An 18,610-nucleotide genomic window follows, 5' to 3' on the forward strand; every position below is an offset into this window, starting at 1 on the left:
CCGCAGCACTTCTCAAAAAAAATTCAAAAAAGAGTCGCCTCCAAAAAGTGAGACGGCTCCTTCCTTATTGCAGAAGTTTATTGATTGATGGCATGAACAACAAAGTCCATTTGCTAATATAGTCTCTCGAATTTTAACCGCTTTACTCTGTTCACTAAATAGAACATAAAGAAGCATTGCTTTTTTATTAGTTTAACACATTGCCAATATAATCATACGCTGCAGGCCTATAAAAAAAGACTAAAGGAATGGGAAATCCATTCGTTTAGTCCACTCTAGAAATCTACGGAATAATTAATGTTTGTCCAACAGAAATGCTGTTCGATGGCAAGTTATTCGCAGCTTTAATCTTATCGACGCCACTTGCATCGTTATAATACTTTAGCGCAATACGGAATAAGTTTTCATTTGGTTGAACTGTATGCGTTGTGGAGCTGGCTTTTGAAGCAGCTTGGGTTTGCTGTTGTTCTTGTTGTCTAGCAAGCTCTTGTTGTTTTTGTCTTTCTTGCTCCGCTTTTTTGGCAGCTTCCATTTCAGCTTGTTTCGCTGCCTCCGTTGCTTCGGCCGCTTTTGCTTGTTCTGCTTGTTTTGCTGCTTCTGCTGCTTTTTCCTTTTCAGCTTCCGCATCTTTTTCAGCTGCTGCCTTATCTTCATTGCTGTTATCGATCTTTGGTTCTTGCTGCTCTTTATTGCTTGCGGAAACAGTTTGATTTCTTTGTACTTCTACAATCGACCCATTTTCGTCCACTTCCGCTACTTCCGTTTCTGATGGCGTATAGAAGAAGAAAACATAGACTAATAGGATAAATGGTATACCAAGAAGTACGACCAATAGGATATTTAATAAAGGGTTTTTTCTCTTTTTCTTTTTCTTTTTCACAGTACGGCCTGAGCGTGACATTCTAGAGCGTTGTTGTTCTGCTATTTCAATTGATTGACGATGTTCTTCAATTTTCTCTCTGTAATCTTCGTTACTCATGAGTACCACCTCTTTAACACGATTATCTCTAATTATGACGAAATTTCTTTAAAAAGTAAATGATAGGATTGGAAAATTCAAGAGATTTTGTCGAGAAAATGAGACTTTTAGTAAAATATCGCTTTTCTACTATCTTTTTGTCTTTAAATTCATCACTAAGTTTGGAGCAGTAAATTCTTGATTCGATCCTTCCAATTGAAGGACTCTTCCTGTACATTTTTTTCAGTAGTCTGACGGGGCAAGATTATATTTTCGATTGACAAACCGCAACATTGGCAGCAATCGCTGGGCTTCGCATTTAAAGTCTGTCCAAAATAATGAACTAGCTTTTCCCTCATGCAGCTTTTTGCATGAACCAATTCCATTACTTCTTCAACCGCTTTTATTTTTCCGGTTTTCATTGAGGATAGTTTTTCCTTTACTTCATGTGCCGGGAGTTGGTGCATCCAATAAGCAAGGACACGAAAAGCGGTTTCTGAAATTTCCCCATTTTGAACCATCATGCCGGGTTGTAGTTGTTGGAAGTGCAATTCCATATAACGATCCACATGCCCCTCGGTAGGCAAATCATCCATTCCAACAAATTTCGCAAAATCTTCGTCTGCATCCGAATATAACAATAATGCCAGGGCATCTTTCCCATCTCGGCCTGCGCGACCAATTTCCTGCATATAATTTGCCACATTGGATGGCAGCGATTCATGGATTACTTGGCGAACATCTTGCTTATGAACTCCCATGCCAAACGCATTTGTTGCCACAATCCAATCAAGCGATCCTTCGATAAACTGCTGCTGGATAAATTGCCGGTCAAGCGTCTCCATGCCGCCATGATAGCTTGCACAGCGAATCCCTAATTGAAGCAGCCTTTCACTGATTTTTTCCGTTTTTGACCGCGATTGTGTATAAATAATCCCCGGACCTTCTGTTTTGGATACATGCTCAAGCATCCAATCCAACTTATCCTCTCTATTTTGGAAAATCCGTCTTCCTAGATGAATGTTCGGACGGTCTACCGAATGAATATATGTATAAGGTTCTTTCATGTTCAAATAACGTTCAATATCACCGAGCACCTTTTCCGTCGCTGTTGCCGATAACGCCAGTATAGGAGGTCGATTTTCTTTCCCCACTACTTCTCCGATTCTTAAATAATCTGGCCGAAAGTCGAAACCCCATTGTGAAATACAATGCGCTTCATCAATTACAATTAAAGAAAGCTTTATCGAATTTAATTTTTCCCTCACATTCTCTTGGACAAGCATTTCCGGTGAGATAAAAATAAATCGGTAATTTTGCAGCGTTTGCAGAGCCATTCTCTTTTGCGAAACATCCAAAAAAGAGTTTAACGCCACTACCCGCTTTTCTTTCATTTTTTTCAGCTGATCGACTTGATCCTGCATTAAAGATAATAAAGGAGAAATAATCAGCACCGGCTGATTGAAAATATAGCCAGGCAGTTGATAGCAAAGCGATTTGCCCATTCCAGTGGGGAGTAATGCCATTACATCTTTTCCCGCCAACACCTGCTCAACCACTTCTTTTTGGCCCGGCCGAAATTCATTGTAGCCAAAATGCTTATGCAAAAGTTCTTTAAGATTCAAAACGTTCACCTCTAGCCAATACAAGCCTTATTTGGAAATATGTAAGATACGGCAACATCTGATGCAACACTTTCAACTTCCGAGTATGAGTCTCATCCACAGCTTCTATTACTCTCTGTATATCTGCTTTTGCAACAAACTGTTCCATATTAAATTCAGGTTCATTCATCGCCAATTCTACAATATGATCTTCTATCGTGCTCATTTTTAACCTGCGGATTCTACTGATTTCCTCAACCGAATAGCCATTTTTAAATAGTTCGGCAGTTTGGGAAGCTGATCCGCTTAATGGGATATTTACACGGACAGCTTCGGTCAGCTGATTTAAAAGAAAATACTCGTCCTTTTTTTGCAAGATTTCATTTAGCCATTTGTGAAGTGTTGAAATGTAAATCAATCCTATATCCATTTCACTTAACTTCATTTTATAGCTAATTTGCTGCCATGTAAGACCGGCAGTTTTGTAGCCGCTTAATCTAAGCATCACCATTTCCTTTGCCTCTTCCTCCACATTTAGGTTTTCGAGGCTCATCACAATTTCTTCTAATAATTTTTGCTGTAAATGTCCATCTTGATAATGGTTGGTTTTTAAAAAGTGCCGAACCCATTGCTGAACCTGTTCGTCCTTTTGAATGGGGATAAAGGACATTTGTTTGGCAGATTGATGAGACAAGCTTTGTACCACTAGGGATAACCTGGCAAAAAAGAGATGTTCATTTCCTCTATAATGCCATCCATCAAAAGGAAGGGTTTTATTTTCTTGTAAATGGGAAGTTGCTTTGTTTGTTAACTTATAAAAACCATCTTGCAGCACAATAAGAATTTCTTCTTCAACCAAAGCCGAGATAGCCTTGTCATATGTTTGCCTTGCCAACTTTGGCAATACCCCAAAATATTTATGTAAATGATAAATTCCGACATCCTGAATCGTTTGACCCGAACGTTTGCCTTTCAAAAGATGGTATGGTGCGGAAATTGTCCGTTCCCCGTTAAATTTATGGAAAATTTCCAAAAGAATTTGCTGGAAAATCAAAATAGAATCCTCCATTTCGAACTATAAGGTTGAAAAGTCAATTAAACAGTTTTAGAATGATAAGGAAGCTTTATTAGGAAGCGCACGTGAAAAAGGAGAGAATATTATGCCAAAATATACAATCGTAGATAAAGATACATGCATTGCATGTGGCGCTTGCGGTGCTGCCGCTCCGGACATTTATGATTACGATGATGAAGGGATTGCCTTCGTTATTTTAGATGATAACATGGGTACAACAGAAGTGCCAGAAGATTTATTGGAAGACATGCAAGACGCATTTGAAGGCTGCCCAACGGATTCCATCAAAGTAGCCGACGAATCATTCGAAGGCGATGCTTTAAAATTCGAATAATTAATTAGAAATAGCCATCTCGTCAATGAGGTGGCTATTTTTCTGGGTAAATGATTATTGTGATTCCCTCGATTTTCTGAAAAGATAAGCAGCCAATATCAAGAAACATCCTAATCCAAAAATAGTAAAATAAGACATCTGAATCGTTGGTCCAAAGGGATCTATAAAGAAATTCAGGAAAACCAGCAGCACAATCAACAATCCAAAAATTGTTCCAAATACCAAGGAGCTTCTCAGTTTCTTTCTTGAGTCAAAAGCTTCTTGCTTAACCATTCTAAATACATAATAAATGAGCAATGCTAATCCCAAAACTAGAATAATCCCAAATAACAAAGTAGAACCTAAATAAATAGTTTGCTCTTCGCCTTTAAAGTAGGCAAAAATTCCCCAAGGTATGATTGCCCATCCCAGTAGGTTCAGCAACGCTTCAAAGGCAAATCCTACCGTCTTTTTCAATGGTTCCTTCGGCAAAGATTGGATAATTTCTTCTGCCAACTCCTTGGGAGCCTTTCCAAAAACTTCTTCAGCACTTTTGCCTTCTTTTTGCGCTTCAAGCAAATGATCCAGCATCTCCAGCAATACTTCCTCAGTTGCACGTTCACTTTTTAGAGCATTGGTCCGAATATATACCATTAAATTTCCATAATACGTTTCGTTTTCGGGAGTCAGCAATTTTCGCTTTTCATTATTTTCTTTTATTAGCTCCTTAACGGTTACGTTCACTCTTATTACCTCCCAAAATAGTTGTAATCGGCACGCTTAGCAACTCCCATTCTTTTCGAATCAACTCCAGATTCTCCTTCCCTTCTGCAGTTAAAGAATAATATTTTCGATTTGGCCCGCTTTCGGAAGGTCTCATCGTTCCAATAATCCAATTGCTTTTTTGGAGACGCAATAATACCGGATAAATGGTACCCTCACTAATATCCCTTAAACCATACTGCTGTAATTTTTGCGATAACTCATAACCATACACTTCTTCTTTTTCAATGATCGCCAACACACAGCCATCCAATATTCCTTTTAATAATTGGCTTCGAACCGACAAATTGTTCACCTCTTTACCTTGCATAGCAAGATACCATGCCATAAACAAGCTATCTTGTATAGTAAACTAGCTACCCTCAGTATATTGCATAACATAATAGCAATCAAGTATTTTGTATGGATGTACCCAATCATTTATTGATTTTTTCGAGAATAACTGCTAGAATCGTTTTAGTAGTTGGTACTAATAACTGATGTAAAATTTATTGGACAAAGGGGACCTTCGGATGGATTTATTACAATTAAGAGATAAAAACGTAGTGGTCATGGGCGTTGCGAACGAACGCAGTATTGCATGGGGAATTGCCAAAAGACTTCTTGAAGTCGGAGCGAACGTAATTTTCACTTACCGCAAAGAACGCTCTAAAGGTAAGATTGACAAGGTTTTGGAGAACTATACGGAATACAACACAGCAGTAGTCGAATGTGATGTAAACAGTGATGAAAGCATTAGAGCTGCCTTTTCCCAAATTGGCGAAAAATACGGCACTATCCACGGTATTGTCCATTCTGTTGCATTCGCTCATGCTGAAGATCTGAAAAACCGCTTTGTAGAAACTTCTCGTGATGGCTATGCTTTCGCGCAAGATACAAGTGCTTATTCATTAGTTGCGGTTGCAAACGCAGCTCGTCCATATATGGCGGAGGGCGGATCGATCGTTACGATGAGTTATTTAGGGGCAGAGCGCGTGCTTGACGGCTATAACGTCATGGGTGTGGCAAAAGCTGCACTAGAAGCTTCAATGCGCTATCTTGCTGCTGATTTAGGTGCTGAAAATATCCGTGTAAATGCGATTTCAGCAGGTGCAATCCGCACATTGGCTGCAAAAGGTGTTCCAAGCTTCAATACAATTCTGCATAAAATCGAGGAAACTTCCCCACTTAAACGCAATGTAAATCAGGAAGAAGTAGCCGATATGACATTGGTTATGCTAAGCGCACTTTCACGTGGTGTTACCGGTGAAACAATTTATGTAGATTCCGGCTATAATATTATGGGTTAATAATTGAGGACTAGCGATGCATTGTGCAGGGCTAGTCCTTTTTAATGCCCTAACTTTTCCATCAACATTTCTTCGGTAACAGGTCCGACAATTTTTTCATTGATCATTCCCTCTTCATTGATGATTATACTTGTCGGAATCGTAAGGATTTCGTAGCTCACGGAAACCTCCCCATCTTCATCCAGCAATATAGGGAAAGTAATGCTATGGTTTTCGGAAAACTCCGCAACATCCTTTTTATTCCATTCCTGATCAGTGGCATTTACTGAAAGAATTATGACATCTTTTGCATGCCTCTCATAGTACTGTTGGATTGTCGGCATTTCTTCTACACATGATGGGCACCAGGTTGCCCAGAAGTTTATAAACACTTTCTGTCCTTTAAATTGTGATAATCGAATCGTTTCTCCGTTTAATGTCTTTAATTCAAAATCCGGTGCCTGCTCCTGAAGCGAATGGACTTGCGTCTCGTTTTCTATGTGGTCATGGTCATGCGCTTCTTCGCTATTAAGTTGTTGCTCATCTGGTTCTTCAATTTGCCGATATTCCACTTGATTCTGTGCCCCAGTGCTCAACTCTCTTTGTATAATTGGCAACGTTTTTTCTTTAACTTGCTGAGAATTGGAGGGGAGCAGGTTACTGGAAATGATATATATGAAAAGAATCAGAAAGAACATCACTAAGAATTTTGAGATTGTTTTGTTGGGCAAATACAAACCCCCACTTTCAAACTAGATCTTCTTAAAAGTATATGTGGCAGGGTTGATAACATGAGAGAAAGATTGTTAATACTACAGAGTGTGCAGTCCACAGTGCGATGAAAGGCTTTTCCAACGATACCTTCCCGATTTGCACTTCATTCGCCCGATGAAACGCTTTTCCAGCAAACTCCCACTTCGATTTGCACTTCATACACCTGATGAAACGCTTTTCCAACAATCTGCCTCTCTCATTTGCAGTTCATACGCCCGATGAAAGGCTTTTCCAGCAACATCCACCTTTAATTTGCACTTCATACAACCGATGAAACGCTTTTCCAGCAACCCGTCTCCCTGATTTGCACTTCATCCGCCCGATGAAACGCTTTTCCAGCACCCCATCTCCCCGATTTGCACTTCATCCACCCGATGAAACGCTTTTCCAGCAACCCATCTCCCCGATTTGCACTTCATACACCCGATGAAACGCTTTTCCAGCATCCTGCCTCTCCCATTTGCACTTCTCCTACTTAATTCAGCCTAACCACCTCCCCCGCTCCACCTGCCTCTCAATCACTCCCAACCAATAAATCACCTGCACTTCTTCCACACTCAATTAGCACAAAACAAAAAGCCGTGCATTAAGTCCTTGTTCGACTTAATGCACGGCTATCATCATACATTTATAATAAATACTGTGCTCTCTGGTTTTCAATCCATACTCTCATCGTACGGAATAGTAAGACGGCCACGATCATAAGGATAATCCCTTTAACCATATTAAACGGTAAAATACCCATTACAATCGTTTCTTTCATATCAAAAGATTCCATTCCAAGGAAGTAGGAGTACATCGGTAAAAAGGCTACATAGTTTAATATGCTCATGCCAACCGCCATGACCACTGTTCCCACAATCAATCCTGTACTTAGACCTTTAATCGTCGGGATTTTTTTATAGATATAATATACAGGCAGGATGAACAAAATACCTGTCATAAAATTCGCCATATGTCCAACCGGAACCCCCGTTGGTGTACCAGAGAAAATCCAGTCTAAAATATTCTTGAATAACTCCACTAAAATACCAGCCATTGGCCCCATCGTAATCGCAGCAATCAATGCAGGAACGTCACTGAAGTCGATTTGTAAAAACAAAGGGAACCCAGGAAGCGGGAAGTTTAATAACATTAAAATGAACGAAATACTACTTAACATTGCAATCGCCACGAATGAACGCAGCTTTAGGTTTTGCTTTACCATATCATTCTCTCCTCTTTGCTGATTCAACTCACAAGAAGAAAGGACAGTCCTCTTTTTCAGTCATTCCACTTTTCAATGTAAAAATAAAAATCCCTTACGCAGCGTTCGCATAAGGGAGAAAAAAGGCACATTGAAAAACAAAAGATTGTACGCCAAATCAAGTATCTGAAATTTAGATACTCGAAAAATAGTAAAGCAAGTACGAGAATTTCGCACAGAACATTACTCCTTGCGCACAGTTTCTTTCGAAATACGAATAGAGACCGTACCTTCACCTTCTCCCATCCAGACTATACTGTCGGCTTTGGAATCGCACCAAATCCTGCTTTAAAAAAGCTCGCGGGCTGAAGAAACGCTATGCAAAATCCTCCAAGTGAATGGTCGGAAAATGCGGTTTCTAATACCGCCGATCGGGAATTTCACCCTGCCCCGAAGATGAATCAATATTTAATTTTATTAATTGCCCTAATTATATCTCGACTTTGAACTAATGTAAAGGCATTTCCAACTGAATTACTATCTTTTTCCCAATACTTTTTATTGAAAAACAGAGTCATATGGAATTTTATTTGCTCCGACAGGCATTGGAAGGGCAGCCGTAAAATCAAACCCCTGCCATTGTGTTTGTTTCACATTTTCAAACTGAACACTCATATTAAAACTCGAAGCTGTCAGCAACATTCCTTCGATCATTTGCATCGCCTGCATTCCATCTACTGTCTCCAAGTCAAGTTCAGTTTTAAATGAAACAACCGCTACGCTATTTTCTACCGACACATCAAAATCAACGTTCGGCAATACTGCCGACTGATAGATATCATTTTTTGCATCTTTCATCCCATCAAGCGCTTCTTCCACATTGTTGTAAGCTTCTCTAAAGTTCGGGGTCAAATAGGTTTGGCCATCTGATTGAGTAAACTTAAAGTAATTATATTGTGTGGATTCGCTGTTCAGTGAAAGGGGTCTGCTCGGCTCTCCCACTTCACTAAATTCAAATCCGGTACCTTCATCTGTTTCAAAAGCAACTTCTTTGTATGCGTGACCGAATGTATCAATTAATGAAGCAAAATATGTTGTCAAAGCGGCCGATCCATTATCATAGCTTTGACTGTCCGGCAATTGATGAATCACGCGTTCGCCCTGCTCCGAAATTTCCCCTTGATACGGATGATATTCTGCAAAGCCAATTGCGCTCTCATTAAATAAAGGTGCGTAACGATTATACAGTTCTACTCCCGTTGGCTTTTCTTTGCCAAAGTCTTGTTCGATTTTTTCGTCAGGAATTAAAACCGTAACAGGCAAGCTATCCGCTGCATCACTGGCCAATCCTAAGGTAAACAATGTGTTGCCTTCCAAATCTTCCGGATAAACCGCTGTGCGCAAAACATTGCTTTCTGTAGCCATTATACCAATGCTTTGTTCTTCGGTAGCTGTTCCCGCATTGTCTGCACTCTCCGATTCAGTCTGATTCTTTGTTTCCGCTGATTCCATTACAGCACTTTGTTCCGTAGAGTTTTCCAAATCATTCAACTGGCTTATAAACGATTGAACGATAATTGCAAGTATAAAAAGAGCGGCGATGCTGATAGTGATTGGTATCCATAAAAACTTTCTGCGATGCTGCGGTTTTGTAGACTCTACACTTAAAGGCTGTTCATCAAATAAGCCATCTTCTTTTAGACGCTTAAATACTTCTTCTTTAGAACGTGAATCTTGCAGCTTTGGTGCCTGATGAAGGAAGTCTTCGATTTTGTCGTCGTCCCATTTTTCATGACTCATTGCGATTAACCTCCTTTATGTCAGTTTGAGTGGCCAGTAATTCACGAAGTTGCTTAATCGCCCGGTGTTGGGTGGTTTTGACTTTTGCTTCTGTCCAATTCAAGATCTCCGCCGTCTCGGCAATCGATAATTCTTGAAAATAGCGCATGATAATCACCATTTTTTGGTCACCCGTACATTTTTCAAGCGCCTCTAACAATTGCCGCATTTCATCTTGTACTCCCAGTAAAAGTTCCGGTGATTTCGCAGGTGAGACGAGCTGCTCTGTCTCCCAGTTGAAAGCGTCAAATGCGTGCGAAGAACGAACGGCATTTTTTCTAAAAAAATCAATTGCAACATTTTTTGCGATGGCAAATAGCCATGTTTTTTCCGAGCTTCTTCCTTGAAATCGTTCATATGATTTTAGCACTCTCACATATACCTCGTGCGATAAATCCTCTGCGATCGAACGATTTTTAACCAAATAGATTAAAAATTGAAAGACATCTTGATGATATGAATCATATAAACGATGGAATATGGACTCTTTATCATTCATCCACGCCACCCCTGCCCTTAATAGATTTGTCGTTGAAGGAGTTGAAAAGTTTCAAAAGGGTGTCCCTTGAAGCTTTATTACACACTTCAAGAGACACCCTTTATTTTAACTTTTTTCCCTATATTGGTAAATAGAAAGTGAAAGTAGTACCTTTTCCCACAACGCTCGACACGCGGATATGCCCTTTATGGGCTTCTATGATGTTTTTGGCAATCGACAGACCCAGTCCTGTGCCGCTCTTTGAACGCGTTCGCGCTTTATCGGCTTTGTAGAATCGTTCAAACACAAACGGCAAATCTTCTTGCGGAATCCCCTCGCCCGTATCGGCTACTTGCACTTTTACATAAGACAACTCATGTTCAACCGATACGGCAACACTTCCTTCTTGTGGTGTGTGGCGAATGGCATTATCAATCAGATTCGTCAGCACCTGTTCAATTCGATCTTCATCCACATCGATTTCAACCGTATTCGAAAGCTCTGATTGAAACTTCAACTGCACTCTTTTCTCTTTTGCTACTTGCGTAAATTTTTGTGTTATGCGTTCAATCATAGTGACGGCCTGTACTGGTTCTTTGTATAGCGTTGTATGGCCATTTTCCATGCGTGCCAAATCCAGCAAATCATTTACCAGACGACTCATCCGCTGCGATTCATCATAAATAATGCGGGTCATTTCATTTCTATCTTCTTCATTTGTCACCACATCATCCAGCAAGGCTTCAGAATAGCCCTGCAGCATGGCAATCGGTGTTCGCAGTTCGTGAGAGACATTGGCAATAAAGTCCGAGCGCAATTTCTCCAAACGAATTTGTTCCGTCATGTCCCGTATCACGGCAATTGCCCCTCGAATCGAATTTTCGCTATTTTTTAGAGGGCTGATGGTAATACGATAATGAGAGCCATTGATTGCAATGTCTTCTTCCAATTTATCTTCAAAATCCAGTACATGTTCCAGCATCCCGAAAATCTCCTGTGGAATCGGGCTATTGTTTTCATTTTTATTGACAACAAACCATTTTTGCATCAACTTTTCCGCCGGAGGATTGCTTAATAATATGGTCCGATCACGATTAAAGGTGATGACGCTATCGGTCATGCTGGTTAAGATGCTGGATAGTTGTTCTTTCTCTTGATTGATTACTTCCAGATGGTGTTTTAGCTGTCTTCCCATTTGGTTAAACGCAACGGCCAACTGCCCAATTTCGTCATTTTGCACTGTTGGCAGCGTTTCGTCAAATTTTCCTTTCGCCAGTTCAAAGGCATGTTCACGCATTTTGCGAAGCGGCCACGTAATTCGCGAAGAAAGGAAAAAGGCAAAAAACGTCGTTAACACAAAAGCGATAAAAGCTGATAAAAAGACGATTTTTGTGGTTTGCTGCGATGTTTGATGCAAAGCACTTGGATTTTTGTATATAAAAATCGCCCCATGGACTTCCTCATTGCTCTTTAGTGGATAACTCAATACAACATACGTCTGCATTTTGTTTTCCTCCGTTTGGGACGGCAAAATCATGGATTCCAAAATAGGGTCATTGGATTTATAAATCTTATTGAATGTTGCGCTTTCCAGAATATTATTTTGGATTTCGATGCTATTCATGCCAGTCTGAAAAGCTGAAACAACTCTCTTTTCTTTGTTGACAATAAACGCACTCGTGTCTTCCGTAATCATTTCTTTAATGATTTCATCCGTTAATTGTTCCAAATTGTAATTTTCCACGATGCTTGCAATCGTTGAAGCGGTTTGCCTTAATGTAATTTCTGCTTGTTCTTGATGATAGTCTTCCAGAAACTCCAGCATTAACACCGTAAAGACAAACAATACAAAGGAAACGAGAAGCAATATGGTTAACCATAGCTTCCCGACGATACTGCTCCATATTCTATTCATTTACAACCTCAAATTTATATCCTACGCCCCATACCGTGACGATCATTTTGGCTGCATTTTCCGATACGCGGTTAAGCTTTTCACGCAAACGTTTAACATGCGTGTCAACCGTGCGTAAATCTCCAAAGAAGTCATAATGCCAAACTTCTTTCAAAAGTTGTTCACGATCAAATACTTTATCGGGGGACTTCGCCAAGAAATACAATAATTCATATTCTTTAGGTGTTAAGTTGACTTCCGTTCCATCTGCAGTGACCCTGTGTGCATCATGATCAATCGTTAAGTGCGGGAAAACCACTAAGTCTTTTGAAGTAGACGGACTTGAAACGGGTGAAAATGCGGAAGAGCGACGCAGAATTGCTTTTACACGCAAGATGACTTCACGCGGACTGAAAGGCTTAACAATATAGTCGTCTGCCCCGAGCTCGAACCCTTGTACGCGGTTCGCTTCCTCGCCTTTCGCTGTCAGCAGAATAATTGGTGTCATCTTTGTTTCGCGAAGTTCTTCACAAACTTGAAGCCCATCTTTTTCAGGCATCATGATATCCAAAAGAATGCAATGGTAATCTTTGTCCAATGCCAACGCGAGGGCCATTTCACCATTTTCAGCTTCATCTACTTGGTATCCTTCCCGCTCCAGGTACATCTTTAATAATCGGCGAATACGATCTTCATCATCTACTACTAATACAGAAATATTTTCAGACATAGGTTTTACCCCTCTCATTCTTTCTACTAACTATTGTACAATTTCATCTAAGAAAATTAAAGGAGATATACAATTTGTCGCTTTTTGTCTATAAAGAAAGTTCTTCTCCTAGTATGGGAAGAACTTTCTTTATTAACTCACGATCTCTCAATTACGCTTGGATGCAAATACACGGTTGTTTATGCATAGGAGTGCAGGCCGGCAATGACCAAGTTGACCACAATCAAGTTGAACAGGATAATCGCAAAGCCGATCAACGCGAGCCATGCCGATTTTTTCCCTTCCCAGCCTTTTGATAACCGCAAATGCAAGTAAGCGGCATAGAACAACCATGTAATAAGAGCCCAAACTTCTTTTGGATCCCAGCCCCAGTAGCGGCCCCATGCTTCCTGAGCCCAAATCATGGCGAATACAAGCGCTCCCAGCGTAAAGACAGGGAAGCCGATAAGAACCGACCGATAACCAACTTCATCCAGTAAATTCAGGTTTACTTTTTGTACCAAAGGATGCAGCATTTCAAGAATTCGTTTCCGGGAAATCAATCGCACCAATAAATATACAACTGAACCAATGACAAATGACCAGAAGACCGTTGTCAATTTTTTCGCATTAATAACAGGAGGCATTTCGACCAGTGGTTCCATCTTGCCATCGGTTAATAATGTATAGTCATTCATGCCAAAAACGGCCGGCATGTTGTAAGTTATTTCAAGTTCTTTTCCTTGGGCATTAACGTAACTGAAGTTTGCTTCATAACCCATTCCCTTAAAGATGACCGTTGCAAGGATAAATCCTACTACAAGGAAACAGAAGTAAAGAACCGCTTCCATCCAAAAACGGCTTTTTGTCTTGGATTTTGGATCGACCGCTTTTAAAAGATACAATAATCCTGCTACAGCGCTGATTGCCAAAATGGATTGTCCCATCGCTGCCGTAATCACGTGAATTGTCAGCCAGTAACTTTGAAGCGAAGGAACAAGCGGATCGGCCTCGCTCGGAAACATTGCCGCATAACCGATAATTAATATAGCAACCGGTAAAGCAATTAGACCAAGCGCTGATATACGATACATGTAATAGATTAATATAAATGCGCCAATAATAAACATGCCAAACGCCGTTGTAAACTCAAACATATTGCTCACCGGTGCATGGCCGGTATAAATCCAGCGTGTAATAAAGTAAGCTAAATGCGCCAGGAATCCAACAACGGTAACGATAATCGCTAATTTGCCCCAATTATCCGCACGTTTTGCTGCACCATCAGGCTTGGTATTTTTAATTGCCCCGCCAAACAGCAACGTCCCGACTAAATAAGCAATAAATGCAATAAACAGGAAGTTTCCACTTAAATCAATTAAGCTCATAAGGCGCTGTCACCTTCCTTTTCTTCTATTTCTTCGCTCTGATCAAGATATTTTGGAAGTTTTGCATATTCTGAAACAGCATCTAAATCTTTTTTCATACCAAACCAGTTTTTATTTGTATGGGCAGCTAAACGGATTGTACCATCTTCCAATTGTTCCACCCATAAGCGTCGATGGTTCCAGTAAGAACCGATCGCTACACCAATCATAAAGATTGCCCCGCCAACTGCAAGCAGGGGAATCGAGCTATCCTTATGTACCGTTAAACCGGACATATTTCGAGTTTCAACACCTTGGAAAGCCATTTTATACTCATTATCGCCGTTCGGTTCAATGGTTTGTTGAATGGCAACAAAGCTTACTTCCCCATCCGGATGTTCCGGTGTTGTCATTTTAAAGATAAATGCAGGATTATTCGGCGTTGGTGTCAGCGTTTGAGGTTCGCCGTTTTCAAATCCGGAAAAGTCAGGATAATAGCCTAGCAATTCAACTTTTGCTTGCTCGTTGATAATGTATTCGTCTTGTGGATTTGTAAGATCAATACTTACCGGTCCCAACGCTTCGCCTGTTTCTTTGTTCGTCAATTGAAAGTTCATGACGCTCAATTCATTCATGCGGAAATCCATTTGGTAGAATGAATATCCTTCATACTGCAATGGATGGTTCACGCGAATGGAGTATTCTTTTACCAACTCCAGATTATCCGTTTGTCCAGGAACTGCGTCTTCCGCCTGCTTGTAAAGTTTGGCGTTTGTTTGGAAGTTTTTCGCTACAGCATTTACACCTTGAAGTTCCTGATTTTCAGTTTTTTCATTATCATGCAATTCCAGAATGAATGCTTCATTTTCTATAAAATAGCCTTCCATCCCCGGTACAGCACGGACTTCTCCTTCCCGTACCCACATCGATTCGTCGACATAAAAGCCGGGTACGAGCCGAAGCATGACGGCAGCCAAGAAAATAATTAATCCACAGTGGTTTATGTATGGGCCGTAGCGAGAAAAGCGTCCCCTTTCGGCCAATAGGGCATTGCCATCACGGCGTACTTTGTATTTCAGGGATTTCATTTTCTCTTCAATCATGTTCAACGTTTGTGCCGGATCACCATTTGCAACCGGTCCCTCCGCAACAACACGTTGGCGTTTCATAAAGCTTTCATGCCGTTTAACTCGCTGATTTTTAAGTGAGCGATGCAACGGAATTCCCCGGTCAATACTTGCTACAATAATTGAAATCGCAAGCATACCTACCAGGATTTGGAACCACCATGCGTTATAAACGTCGGAAAGTCCCAATTCATAATACAATTTCCCGATTGAACCGTAAGTGTCTTCATAATATGCCGCTTTTTCCGCTTCTGTTGAAACGCTGATATAAAATTCTTGCGGAAAAATGGTTCCTATTGATGCTGCTACGAGATTAATAATGATTAAGGCAATACCTACTTTTACGCTCGAAAAGAAGTTCCAAACCTTGTCGACAATCGATTTATTGCGCGTTTTGGAACGAATGGCTGCACCGTCATACTTCATATCGACGATCTTGCTTTCCTTGGCTTCTTCTGTTAGAGGTCGTCCACATTTCCCGCAAAGTTTGGTACCTGCCGGGTTCTCATGACCACAAACACAAATCAGTTTTTCCATAGTCATTACTCCTGTTCCGGCTTAATTGATTCCATGTATGAGGCGATTTGCTGTTCACTCATTTCGCCGGTAATGATTTTTTCAACGTTCCCTTCAGGATTGATTAATATTGTTGCCGGCAATAAATCGACATTATATGCCGTCATTACGCTTTTTGTTTGGTCAATTGCCACCGGAAAATGAACATCCAGACTTTCGATGAATCTTTTCACTTCAAATTCCGACTGGGCAATATTCACGGCTAGTACTTCGACACCTTGATCTTTATAAATGGCATATTGGTTAGACATGGCGGGCATTTCTTTTTTGCATGGTTTACACCACGTTCCCCAGAAATTCAGGAAAATCCCTTTGCCTTCATAATCCGAAAGTCGGTGTTTTAAATCGCCTTCATATAAGTCCACAAGCTCAAAATCCGGTGCTTTGTCCCCGACTTGCAGTACCTCTACCTTTTCTTTTGTAGCAGAAGTATAAACTGTATAGACGATGGCCGCCAAAAGCACGATCAGTACAACTCCACGCGTAATTGACCGCTTCTTTTTCTTATCCATCTCCTGTATCCTCCCCCAAAAACTATAAAATCTTCTTTATTATAGCAAAACCATTGTGCATTAGCCCCTCGGATTTTGACTGAATTATGAACGTTCCCACTGTTCACAGAGTGCTAATCGATTTTTCCTGTTTCAGCCAATACGCGAAGCAGTTTCACTTCGTGCTTTGTTAATTCCCGATATTCTCCCGGCATTAGCCCCCCTAGATCCAGGAATGCAAAACGCTCGCGTTTAAGTTTGACCACCGGTGTTCCAATCGCTTCAAACATGCGTCGCACTTGTCGGTTTCGGCCTTCATGAATCGTTATTTCGCAAATCGCTTTTCCTGCTTTTTCATCAAAGCTCGTCATGCTTACTTTTGCCGGTGCTGTTTTGCCATCCTCCAGTTTGATGCCGCGCTGCAGCTTTTTTAAACCGTCAATCGTCGGTACACCTTTCACGCGGGCAATATAAGTCTTATCAATTTTGAATTTCGGGTGAGTCATTTGATAAGAGAATTCCCCATCGTTCGTTAATAAAAGCAAGCCCGATGTATCATAGTCCAAACGACCGACCGGGAAAATTCGTTGGTGCACATGTTTCTTGAAAATATCCGTAACCGTTTTTCTGCCTTTATCATCCGTTACTGCAGAAATAACGCCTCTTGGTTTATAAAGAAGGAAGTAAACTTTATCTTCTTTTTCAAGCTTCACGCCATTTACTTCAATCGTATCGGAGTTCGATACTTTCGTGCCAAGCTCTTTTACTACTTGCCCATTTACTTTTACTTTTCCTTCTAAAATCAATTGCTCCGCTTTACGCCTAGAGGCGATTCCCGCATATGCAATCACTTTTTGTAATCTTTCCATTCTTCCACCTCGTTCATCCATGTGCAAACTGTCAATCAGTGAAAATTATGTCACATTTTGTTCCATTATAAAAGGAAAACAGCTCATTTTGGTAGCTGTTTAGTCATATTAAGTTTGAACCTTCGTAATTAGATAGATTCCTGGGGGGTCTGCTTAGGTTTTAAGTTATTATTGATCAACAATACAACGAATTTTAGTAAAATTGGAAACTATCGTGGCACCTTCTACAAAAATTAATAATTTAACACCTTCAATAAAAAAAAGACTGCTTTCACGCAGTCCCATAAAATGCTTAAGATTAATCTTTCACAACATCGACTCGTTGTGCAAAGATGCTTTCATTATTTAAGAATACGTGCCAAATGCCGAATTCTTGTTGTTTTCTTGATAAATGAAGTACATTTTGAACCTCTTTTTCTTCTTCTTCATTCAATAGCAGCGTGATAGGCTTCGTTAATTCTACTGCCTTATTTTCCGTTGCCTTATATTTTCCTTTGTCCACGACAGTTACATACTCATAGTTTTCAAATATTTTATCTGCAAGCTCTTTATGTACTTGCCAATCATTTGATTCATTTAATGTGACAACAACTACCTTTTTTTGCCCTTGCTCGAAATAAGTGGCCAGCGTTCTTCCTGCTACTTTTGTAAAGCCTGTTTTCCCTGCAACAGCTCCTACCTGTTCACGAATCAGGCGATGTTTGTTTTGCCAAGTGACCCCAGTTGATGGATTTTTGTAGTTAATGGTCGATGCAATCCTTTTGAAGTTCTCGTTCTGTAGGGCGATTCTCAGCATTTGGGCCGTATCATAAGCAGAAGAAAGATGAATCTCATTGTGCAGACCGGATGGATTCGTAAAGTCCGTTTGATTCAATCCGTATAAATCCGCTTTTTCATTCATTAAATCCACAAAACCATCAACCGACCCTCCGGCATGTTCGGCCAGTGCATATGCCGCATCATTGCCGGAACGCAGCATCAGCCCATAAAGCAACGTTTCGACCGTTACTTTTTCTCCTGCCTTTAAATAAATGGAAGAGCCTTCGCTTAGTGTTGCTCGCTGTGTGATCGATACATCATCATCCAAATTGCTATTCTCAATGGCAATGAGGGCTGTCCAGATTTTCGTCAAGCTGGCAATGGGCATACGGTCATGTGGACTGCTCCCTTCCAGCAGCCTTCCCGTATCTGCATCGATGACGGCATAAGACGCCTGTGCTGCTTGTACAACAGAGAAAAAAACAACAATGGAAAGAATAAACGCAAAAAAGACTTTTGCACTCCTTTTCAACCAGACAC

The 18,610-nt window shown here is 40.6% G+C and carries 19 protein-coding genes and 1 riboswitch; of the genes, 2 read left to right on the forward strand and 17 right to left on the reverse strand.

Translation table 11 applies throughout. The annotated features are described in order from the left end of the window. Window positions 1-283 precede the first annotated feature (283 nt). The 3 genes from D1B33_RS00695 to D1B33_RS00705 all read right to left on the reverse strand — a co-directional run bounded on the left by D1B33_RS00695 (window position 284) and on the right by D1B33_RS00705 (window position 3,616). Window positions 284-979 carry a LysM peptidoglycan-binding domain-containing protein gene (locus D1B33_RS00695; protein ID WP_118874407.1) on the reverse strand — a complete coding sequence of 232 codons (696 nt, stop codon included), beginning with the start codon at window positions 977-979 and terminating at the stop codon, window positions 284-286. A 155-nt stretch (window positions 980-1,134) separates the two neighbouring features. Next, window positions 1,135-2,583, reverse strand: a complete 1,449-nt coding sequence (locus D1B33_RS00700) for a RecQ family ATP-dependent DNA helicase (RefSeq protein ID WP_118874408.1) — start codon at window positions 2,581-2,583, stop codon at window positions 1,135-1,137. After that, window positions 2,573-3,616 (reverse strand): YpbB family protein, encoded by a 1,044-nt coding sequence (locus tag D1B33_RS00705; protein WP_118874409.1) that lies wholly within the window; start codon window positions 3,614-3,616, stop codon window positions 2,573-2,575. Before D1B33_RS00705 ends, D1B33_RS00700 begins: the two co-directional genes overlap by 11 nt. 106 nt (window positions 3,617-3,722) lie before the next feature. On the opposite strand from D1B33_RS00705, the gene D1B33_RS00710 reads away from it, so the two are divergent. Continuing rightward, complete coding sequence (locus D1B33_RS00710; protein WP_118874410.1) at window positions 3,723-3,971, forward strand: ferredoxin; 249 nt, start codon at window positions 3,723-3,725, stop codon at window positions 3,969-3,971. A gap of 54 nt (window positions 3,972-4,025) precedes the next feature. On the opposite strand, the gene D1B33_RS00715 is transcribed toward D1B33_RS00710, so the two are convergent. Further along, window positions 4,026-4,694, reverse strand: a complete 669-nt coding sequence (locus tag D1B33_RS00715; protein ID WP_233549352.1) for a DUF1129 family protein — start codon at window positions 4,692-4,694, stop codon at window positions 4,026-4,028. After that, window positions 4,678-5,019: a PadR family transcriptional regulator gene (locus D1B33_RS00720; RefSeq protein WP_118874411.1), complete on the reverse strand. Its 342-nt coding sequence runs from the start codon at window positions 5,017-5,019 to the stop codon at window positions 4,678-4,680. The genes D1B33_RS00715 and D1B33_RS00720 overlap by 17 nt, the downstream gene beginning before the upstream one ends. Before the next feature lie 226 nt (window positions 5,020-5,245). On the opposite strand from D1B33_RS00720, the gene D1B33_RS00725 reads away from it, so the two are divergent. Next, a complete protein-coding gene (locus D1B33_RS00725; RefSeq protein WP_118874412.1) occupies window positions 5,246-6,022 on the forward strand; it encodes an enoyl-ACP reductase FabI in 777 nt (258 codons plus the stop codon). A gap of 41 nt (window positions 6,023-6,063) precedes the next feature. Here D1B33_RS00725 and D1B33_RS00730 read toward each other — a convergent pair whose 3' ends face one another. The 12 genes from D1B33_RS00730 to D1B33_RS00780 all read right to left on the reverse strand — a co-directional run bounded on the left by D1B33_RS00730 (window position 6,064) and on the right by D1B33_RS00780 (window position 18,602). Beyond that, on the reverse strand, window positions 6,064-6,732 hold the full coding sequence (locus tag D1B33_RS00730; RefSeq protein ID WP_118874413.1) for a peroxiredoxin family protein: 669 nt from the start codon (window positions 6,730-6,732) through the stop codon (window positions 6,064-6,066). A gap of 354 nt (window positions 6,733-7,086) precedes the next feature. After that, window positions 7,087-7,221: a hypothetical protein gene (locus D1B33_RS18710; RefSeq protein ID WP_267897012.1), complete on the reverse strand. Its 135-nt coding sequence runs from the start codon at window positions 7,219-7,221 to the stop codon at window positions 7,087-7,089. Window positions 7,222-7,403: 182 nt separating this feature from the next. After that, window positions 7,404-7,982: an ECF transporter S component gene (locus D1B33_RS00735; RefSeq protein ID WP_118874414.1), complete on the reverse strand. Its 579-nt coding sequence runs from the start codon at window positions 7,980-7,982 to the stop codon at window positions 7,404-7,406. A 269-nt stretch (window positions 7,983-8,251) separates the two neighbouring features. Beyond that, window positions 8,252-8,423: riboswitch (FMN riboswitch) on the reverse strand. Between the two features lie 96 nt (window positions 8,424-8,519). Continuing rightward, window positions 8,520-9,761, reverse strand: coding sequence for a hypothetical protein (locus D1B33_RS00740; protein WP_118874415.1), 1,242 nt, complete (start codon window positions 9,759-9,761; stop codon window positions 8,520-8,522). Next, entirely contained in the window at window positions 9,751-10,299 is a 549-nt protein-coding gene (locus tag D1B33_RS00745) for an RNA polymerase sigma factor SigX (RefSeq protein WP_118874416.1), read from the reverse strand. Before D1B33_RS00745 ends, D1B33_RS00740 begins: the two co-directional genes overlap by 11 nt. 118 nt (window positions 10,300-10,417) lie before the next feature. Continuing rightward, window positions 10,418-12,193, reverse strand: coding sequence for an ATP-binding protein (locus D1B33_RS00750; protein WP_118874417.1), 1,776 nt, complete (start codon window positions 12,191-12,193; stop codon window positions 10,418-10,420). After that, complete coding sequence (locus tag D1B33_RS00755) at window positions 12,186-12,902, reverse strand: response regulator transcription factor (RefSeq protein ID WP_118874418.1); 717 nt, start codon at window positions 12,900-12,902, stop codon at window positions 12,186-12,188. The genes D1B33_RS00750 and D1B33_RS00755 overlap by 8 nt, the downstream gene beginning before the upstream one ends. Before the next feature lie 179 nt (window positions 12,903-13,081). Further along, the gene (ccsB, locus tag D1B33_RS00760; RefSeq protein ID WP_118874419.1) at window positions 13,082-14,269 is read right to left on the reverse strand and encodes a c-type cytochrome biogenesis protein CcsB; all 1,188 of its coding nucleotides are present in this window, start codon (window positions 14,267-14,269) and stop codon (window positions 13,082-13,084) included. Continuing rightward, the gene (locus D1B33_RS00765; protein WP_118874420.1) at window positions 14,266-15,912 is read right to left on the reverse strand and encodes a cytochrome c biogenesis ResB family protein; all 1,647 of its coding nucleotides are present in this window, start codon (window positions 15,910-15,912) and stop codon (window positions 14,266-14,268) included. Before D1B33_RS00765 ends, ccsB begins: the two co-directional genes overlap by 4 nt. A gap of 5 nt (window positions 15,913-15,917) precedes the next feature. Beyond that, window positions 15,918-16,463: a thiol-disulfide oxidoreductase ResA gene (gene resA, locus D1B33_RS00770; protein WP_118874421.1), complete on the reverse strand. Its 546-nt coding sequence runs from the start codon at window positions 16,461-16,463 to the stop codon at window positions 15,918-15,920. A gap of 113 nt (window positions 16,464-16,576) precedes the next feature. Beyond that, window positions 16,577-17,311 carry a pseudouridine synthase gene (locus D1B33_RS00775; RefSeq protein ID WP_118874422.1) on the reverse strand — a complete coding sequence of 245 codons (735 nt, stop codon included), beginning with the start codon at window positions 17,309-17,311 and terminating at the stop codon, window positions 16,577-16,579. A gap of 298 nt (window positions 17,312-17,609) precedes the next feature. After that, entirely contained in the window at window positions 17,610-18,602 is a 993-nt protein-coding gene (locus D1B33_RS00780) for a D-alanyl-D-alanine carboxypeptidase family protein (protein WP_199677330.1), read from the reverse strand. Window positions 18,603-18,610 lie beyond the last annotated feature (8 nt).

Origin of the sequence: Ureibacillus yapensis, from assembly GCF_003515775.1 — a bacterium.
Classification (GTDB): domain Bacteria; phylum Bacillota; class Bacilli; order Bacillales_A; family Planococcaceae; genus Ureibacillus; species Ureibacillus yapensis.